This is a genomic window from Candidatus Nealsonbacteria bacterium CG07_land_8_20_14_0_80_39_13 (assembly GCA_002779355.1).
GTDB lineage: Bacteria > Patescibacteriota > Minisyncoccia > Minisyncoccales.
In genome coordinates this window covers 1-6,786 of record PEWS01000029.1, presented here as the reverse complement: position 1 = coordinate 6,786, position 6,786 = coordinate 1, and the positions used below count along the sequence as shown (strand labels likewise).

6 protein-coding genes are annotated in these 6,786 nt (G+C 39.4%); 3 read left to right on the top strand and 3 right to left on the bottom strand.

Annotation, left to right across the window (positions count from 1 at the left end):
* Positions 1–53 precede the first annotated feature (53 nt).
* The gene (locus COS96_02155) at positions 54–1,037 is read right to left on the bottom strand and encodes a tRNA 4-thiouridine(8) synthase ThiI (protein ID PIU43860.1); all 984 of its coding nucleotides are present in this window, start codon (positions 1,035–1,037) and stop codon (positions 54–56) included.
* A gap of 114 nt (positions 1,038–1,151) precedes the next feature.
* On the bottom strand, positions 1,152–2,426 hold the full coding sequence (locus COS96_02150) for a hypothetical protein (protein PIU43859.1): 1,275 nt from the start codon (positions 2,424–2,426) through the stop codon (positions 1,152–1,154).
* A gap of 88 nt (positions 2,427–2,514) precedes the next feature.
* Between COS96_02150 and COS96_02145 the strand changes: the two genes are divergently transcribed.
* On the top strand, positions 2,515–3,951 hold the full coding sequence (locus COS96_02145; GenBank protein PIU43858.1) for a phosphomannomutase: 1,437 nt from the start codon (positions 2,515–2,517) through the stop codon (positions 3,949–3,951).
* Here COS96_02145 and COS96_02140 read toward each other — a convergent pair.
* A complete protein-coding gene (locus COS96_02140; GenBank protein PIU43857.1) occupies positions 3,948–4,955 on the bottom strand; it encodes a hypothetical protein in 1,008 nt (335 codons plus the stop codon). The genes COS96_02145 and COS96_02140 overlap by 4 nt on opposite strands.
* On the opposite strand from COS96_02140, the gene murA reads away from it, so the two are divergent.
* Together murA and COS96_02130 are read left to right on the top strand one after the other, a co-directional pair.
* Positions 4,943–6,277 carry a UDP-N-acetylglucosamine 1-carboxyvinyltransferase gene (gene murA, locus COS96_02135; GenBank protein PIU43856.1) on the top strand — a complete coding sequence of 445 codons (1,335 nt, stop codon included), beginning with the start codon at positions 4,943–4,945 and terminating at the stop codon, positions 6,275–6,277. The two genes, COS96_02140 and murA, sit on opposite strands and share 13 nt — an antisense overlap.
* Before the next feature lie 159 nt (positions 6,278–6,436).
* On the top strand, positions 6,437–6,786 hold a 350-nt coding region (locus COS96_02130), incomplete at its 3' end, for a hypothetical protein (GenBank protein PIU43855.1).

Genomic DNA, 6,786 nt, shown 5'->3' with positions numbered 1-6,786 from the left:
TTGCGGATTAAACGGCAAATCGCCGAATCAATTTTTAGAAGATTATCAACTAACTAAACCGACAAATGTCTGTGCCTAAGACAAGTTTTTTTGAATTTTACGTCGGTTTTGGCTCTGGCGCGAGTGGAATAAAATTGAACAAGTTCTTTAGCCTTTCCGATCGCTTTCTCTAATCCCCCTTCTTCCTCCTCGCCATAATTGCGAACCAGAGCCAATGGCCCGGTGTAATTTTCCATTTCCAAAACAATGTCTCCTTTCTGCGCCAACTTTCCCATTTTTCTGTTTTCCTCCTGATCTCTGCCGATGATTATTTTGATTTTATTTTGAAATAAATGCCGTCCCAATTTCAAAAGCTCTACATCATTACCATCGCATCCCGGCTCCTTCTCAACTAACTCCTCCAATCTTTTTCCGAATTCCTTATCGGTCAAAAGGCATCCGCCGGCCGGAGAAGAATAATTTTTGATATTCCATTTTTTTGCCAAGGCCAATTGAACGTTGCGGGAACGGCCGGAAATTCCGAGCAATTTTTCTCTGTCAATCAATCCTTTTTCTTCAACAATAGTTTTCTCCAAAACTTTAGCTGACAATGGCCTTAACAAATAGCCTGCCAATCCTGCTTCTTTTTCTATTAAATTTAGGCTGGCGATATTTTGAGACATCGGCCTCTGGCCCAAAACATCGCCGGTGGCGACGAAATCAAATCCCTCTCTATCCATAATTTCTTTGGCTTTTTTCAACATCAACAAATGGCAATCTATGCAGGGATTCATCGCCTTGCCATAACCGCGCTTCGGATTTTTTACCATAGCCAGATACTCTTCGGAAAAATCAACAATTTTAAAGTTCACATTCAATTCCTTGGCCACTGATTCAGCTCTTTTTTCATTGAAAAAGAAACTCTTAAAAACAATCGCTGTCGTTTCTATCTCTTGCTCATTTAAAATCTTAATCGCCAAGGCAGAGTCCAATCCTCCTGAAACCAAAACCAACGCTCTTATTTTATTTTTCTTTTTTGTTTTTTCATTTTTCTCCATAAAGTTATTCTAACAAATATATGATATTTTAAGAAAGCAAAAAGCCTCACTCGAGGGAGGCCTTCTGCCGACTTAATGTATTGGAATCGCGCTCACTAATTAAAGCTTAGCAAATTATCCCCTCCTTGTCAAGTCCGGAAAAGATTTTCCATTGCCAACGTTTTCGGAGACGATTGAAGCCGGGCCAATTAGGCAGTCCGAACCGATCGATTTCCCCGGCATCAAGCTCGCATTTATCCCAATTTTGGTATTCTCCCCAACGATAATTCCCAAAGAATTAAGCTCTGTTTTGATATTTGATATTTGACCTTTGATATTTAATTTCGCTATTATTTCTTTCCTATCAAGCCGAGTATTGGCAGTAACAGTTCCCGCTCCAACCCGACAGCCTTTAGCAAAAATAGAATCGCCAAAATAACCGGAATGAATATGAACATTTTCCTGAAAAACAGAACGGGCTATCTCTACATTAGCTCCGACCATGCAATCATTCTCCAAATTAACGTACTCTCGAATTAAGGAATTATTTCCGATAATACAATTATCGCCGATATAGCACGGACCATTTATAACCGCCCCCTCAAAAATTTTGACATTTTCAGCGATAAAAACATCTCCCTTAATAACAACGTTCTTGGCGATCTTGGCTGTTTTAGATATTTTTTTCTTTAAAAACTCGCCAAAGATATATCTTTCAAAAGCGAACAGGTGCCAAGGGTATTTCAATGAAGGAGTATCCTCCTCATCCTTCTTTAATATTTCTACGTCTACGCTATTTTTTTTCATAAAAACCGACAAAGCGCTTTCAAAATCATACATCCCTTTCTCCACATTTTCATAAACATCAAAAAAACTTTTCTCCAAAAGATAGACTCCGACTGCCTTAATATCTGACGGCTCTTGTCCTTTTTTCGGCTTTTCAACAATCTCTATCGCCTTGCCGTTCTCAAATCTGAAAATTCCAAAAAGCTCCGGCGTTTTTGTCTTCTGCCCAAACAGCACGGTTTTGGATTTTAGATTTTGGATTTGATTTGATATTTGGACTTTGACATTTGACATTATTTCATCTGCATCTACTCTTTCTGCGTTAACCACCAAAAAGTTTTCTCCCAGCAAGCTCCTTGCTTGCCAGAGCGTGTCTCCCATTCCTTTACCACCTTTTATGGTTGAATATTTAATCTCCACCTTGAAAGAGTATTCTTTCAACTCTTCCTCCATATCTCTTCTCAAATCTTGGACGATAACAATGTCTTTAAATCCTGATTTCTCCAATCCTTTAATCGTGTACCAAACCAAAGGCTTGCCCATTATTTTTAATAGAGATTTGTGCCGAGTGTTCAACGGCCAAAAACGAGATGATTCCCCTGCCGCCAATATAACTGCTTGCATAATAAACGTATCTTAGCAAAAAAATTGATGAGTCTCAACTGAAATGTTATTATATGGAAAAGCTTAAATAAACAATAAAAGAGAAAATATGGTTAAAATAAATCCTTTTGTTTTTAGAAATTACGATATTCGGGGCGTAGTTGACAAAGACCTTGATGCGGAAAAAGTTGAAGCCATCGGCAAAGCTTATGGCGCATTCCTGCGCCGAAGAAAAATTCGGCAGGCTGTTGTCGGCCGAGATTGCCGATTGAGCGGTCCTTCTTATCAGAAAGCTTTGATGAAAGGCATGATAGATATGGGAATTGATATCATTGATATCGGCATGGTTATGACGCAGATGATGTATTTTGCTCAATATAGATTCCAAGCCAATGGCGGAGTAATGATAACCGCTTCCCATAATCCGGCCAATTACAACGGCTTTAAGATGGGCATCGGCTATTCCCTCACTACCGGCCCGGAAGAAGTGCGGGAAATAAAAGAAATAGTTGAAAAAGAATCCTACTTTAAATCTGAAAAAATCGGAACCATTAAAAAAGCGGATGTCACTGAAGATTATTATAAAGATATCCTAAAAAGAGTCTGTCTAAAGAAAAAATTCAGAGTCGTAGTTGATTCCGGATGCGGAACAACAGGGATTTATATTCCGGAGATTTTAAAACGAGCCGGATGCGAAGTTATCGGAAAAAATCTGAAAGTAGATGGGAGTTTTCCAATCGGCACACCTGACCCAACGTCAAAAAACGTCATGGACAGAGTCGGAAAAGTAGTGCTGGAAGAAAAAGCTGACATAGGCTTAGCTTTCGACGGTGATGGAGACAGAATAGGAACCGTTGATGAAAAGGGTCGTATCCTGTGGAACGATGTGCTGGTGGCTATTTTCGCCAAAGAAATACTGGAAAGATTCCCCGGCTCAAAAATAATTTACAATACCCTGTGCTCTCAAGTCGTCCCTGAAGTCATAAAAGAAAACAATGGCATCCCGATTGTTTGGCGAACAGGCCATTCCTTTATCAAATCAAAAATCGCCTTAGAAAATGCCGCTTTTGGCGGAGAGCTTTCCGGACATTTCTTTTTTGCCGACAATGCCTACGGTCACGATGACGGATCTTATGCGGCTTTAAGAATACTTGAATATCTATCAGAGAAAAATCTTTCTTTGAGCAGGCTTTATGAAAGTTTCCCTAAATTTATTTCCTCTCCGGAGATAAAAATGGGATGTCCGGATGACAAAAAAATAGAAGTCGTCAGAAATTTATCCGTTATATTCAAAAAAGATTTCCCGAACGCCAAGATTATTGATGATAAAATCATCCCCGGAGATGATGGCGTGCGGGCGGACTTTGACGACGGAATGATAATTTTCCGCTATTCGCAAAATGGCCCCTATTTGACTGTAAAATTTGAAGCCAAGACAGAAAAAATTTACGAGGAACGAAAAAAATACGTCAGAGAAATGCTTAAAAGCTACCCGGAAATGATTTGGGAGGATGAGTTATGCGTTAATTTAGAATCGCTGAATTAAATTTTAACTAATTTCTTTATCGCTTTGGCCAGTTTGTCTGAATCGTGGCGGATAAGGCTTCTCTTCAAAGAGTCGGCGGAACTTTTTTTAACTTCTTTCTTGTTGAGAAAATCTCCTCTTACTATTTTAAAAGACTCTTCCCCTAAATCATCTTCGACAGCGATGCTATTTTCTTCTTTCCCGTATTTTGTAGCGATTTTTCCGGGAATTTTCCCTGAATTAACCAAAACATAGTCAAGCTGATTTTTCCCTAAATATTTTTCCAAATCAGAAATATGGTCTTTGGCTGTAAAACCGGCTGTCTGGCCGTATTTAGTCATCAAATTCATAACATAAACTATTTTCCCTTTTGTTTTTTGCAAAGCCGGAACAATACCCTTAACAAGCAGATTAACTATCAAGCTGGTATATAAATCGCCGGGACCGATGACAATTATATCTGCCTCCATAATAGCTGATATGGCTTTTGGATTAGCTTTTGAAATCGGCTCCAAAAAAAGCTTCTCAATTTTTACTTTTCCGTCATGTTCCGGTTCGTCTATAAAATGCTCTCCAACCACCTTGCTGCCGTCTTCATAAACAGCCGCAAGATTAGAGTTGCTTAAAGTAACCGGCAAAACCCTGCCTTTTATTTTCAAAACTTGACTGGTCTTTTCAATGGCTTCGTTTTGAGAACCGAGAATATCAGACAGAGCGACCAGAAATAGATTGCCGAAAGTCATTCCCTTCAGCCCATTGCCTTTATCAAAACGGTACATAAAAAGATCCCTTAAAAGCTGCTCTGTTTGATTGCTTTCTTTGGCTAAGGCAACGAAGCATTGCCTTATGTCGCTCGTCGGAAGCAATCCTAACTCATCTCTAATCACCTTGTTAGAGCCTCCGCTGTCAGCCATAGAAACAATAGCTGAAATATCCAAGGGATATTTCTTGAGGCCGGAGAGCACGGTAAATGTCCCTGTTCCCCCGCCGATAACGACGATGTTTTTTTTCTTTGACATATTCATTTTTTTATTATACACTGAAAAAGGAAAGAAGGAAAGAAGCAAAAAAAATAATTAAAAATATGGCTGAAAATTTTATCATAAGGGGTGGAGTTCCTCTTTCGGGAACAGTTACTGTTTCCGGCTACAAAAATGCGGCCGGAGCGATTTTAGCTGCCTCTCTTTTGACTGAAAAAGAATCCGTTATTGACAATGTCCCTCTTGTTTCAGACGTCCTAAACCAAATAGAGATGATGGAAAAAATGGGGGCGAAAATTGAATGGCTGGGAAGGAATAAAATAAAAATAGATCCGAAAAATATTGACCCGAAAAGAATATCTTCGGAATTGTTTGAAAAGATGAGAGTCTCGGTTCTGATGATCGGTCCCCTCTTAACCAGATTTAAAGAATTAAGGGTGCCTAAACCGGGAGGAGATAAAATCGGACTAAGGCCGATAACCACTCATTTGGAAGCTTTAAAAAATTTCGGAGTAAAAATTCAAGAAAAAGACGGCTTCTACATATTTAAAGCTCCTCAAAAAATGACCGGAAAAAGAATCGTCCTTAAGGAATTTTCTGTTACGGCAACGGAAAACTTAATGATGATGGCTGTTTTGGTCAAGGGAAAAACAAAAATTGAGATTGCCGCCGCTGAACCGCAGGTCCAGGATCTGGGAAAAATGCTGATCAATATGGGAGCTGACATCAAAGGAGTCGGAACCCATACCATTGAAATTGAAGGCGTTAAAGAATTGTCAGGAGCAAAGCACTCTATTTGTTCTGATCCGCTTGAAGTCGGCGCTTTTATGGTCGCTATGGCCATCACCGGAGGATCAGGAACGATAAAAAATGTCTGCCCTGACCACTTATCTTTCTTTTTTGAAAAAATGAAAGAAATAGGAGTGAATTTCAACGTTCTCGAAGATAGTATTCTGATGAAACCATGCGGGAAATTTAAAGCGACAAAAATACAAGCTCTCCCTTATCCGGGATTTCCAACCGACCTCCAGCCACACATTTCAGTTCTCCTCACTCAAGCCGAAGGGAAAAGTTTAATCCACGAACCGCTTTACGAGAACAGATTTCTTTATATGCAGGAATTAAGGAAGATGGGGGCTGACATTGAAGTTACCGACCCTCACCGAGCTTTAATTTTTGGGAAAAGAACGCTTCTGGGAGGCAATAAAATGATCTCGTCTGATATCAGAGCGGGCGCAGCTTTAGTTTTAGCGGCTTTGACTTCAAAGGGAGAGAGTATTGTAAGTGGCGTTTCTCAAATCAACCGCGGACACGAAGATTTGGTAAAAAAACTACGCCATCTCGGCGCCAATATCAGGGAAGTTTAAAAACAGAGGCTGCAGATCATACCCTCTGTTTTTTGTTGACTCGGACTGTTTTTTGTTATATCTTATCAGGGTAGCTCCTGAAAAATAAAATACCCAGAATTGATTTTTCTGATTTTATGAGCCAAAACCAATAAAAATTGAAGAGGTCAAACATAAAAAATGAATGTAATTATAACGATTAGGAATAAAATCCCCGGCGACAAAGGAGAGTTATTAGAAAAGATATTAGAAGAGATATTGGAAATGGAATGCGTCAATGAGGCTTATCTGACAAGTAATAATTTATTTCTTGTCATTGAACAAGAAAGTTTAGATGATCTTTCTGAACTTAAAATGCGTTTATGCTCCCTTAATATCGCCATAACAAGCACAGAGATGGTAATGGAGACGCTTAAGAGAGATGGACGCAGACTGCCAAGATTAAAAAAAGAGGCTATAATAGAGAAACCCATGTTCCCCACAGCTACCCCTCAATCCGAACACTTAACGCATTCAACTTCAGACCTTGA

What these genes read in the sequence shown, in the direction of transcription:
- COS96_02155 (PIU43860.1), bottom strand. Translation starts at nt 1,037, where the DNA reads ATGGAGAAAAATGAAAAAACAAAAAAGAAAAATAAAATAAGAGCGTTG.
- COS96_02140 (PIU43857.1), bottom strand. Translation starts at nt 4,955, where the DNA reads ATGAATATGTCAAAGAAAAAAAACATCGTCGTTATCGGCGGGGGAACA.
- COS96_02150 (PIU43859.1), bottom strand. Translation starts at nt 2,426, where the DNA reads ATGCAAGCAGTTATATTGGCGGCAGGGGAATCATCTCGTTTTTGGCCG.
- COS96_02145 (PIU43858.1), top strand. Translation starts at nt 2,515, where the DNA reads ATGGTTAAAATAAATCCTTTTGTTTTTAGAAATTACGATATTCGGGGC.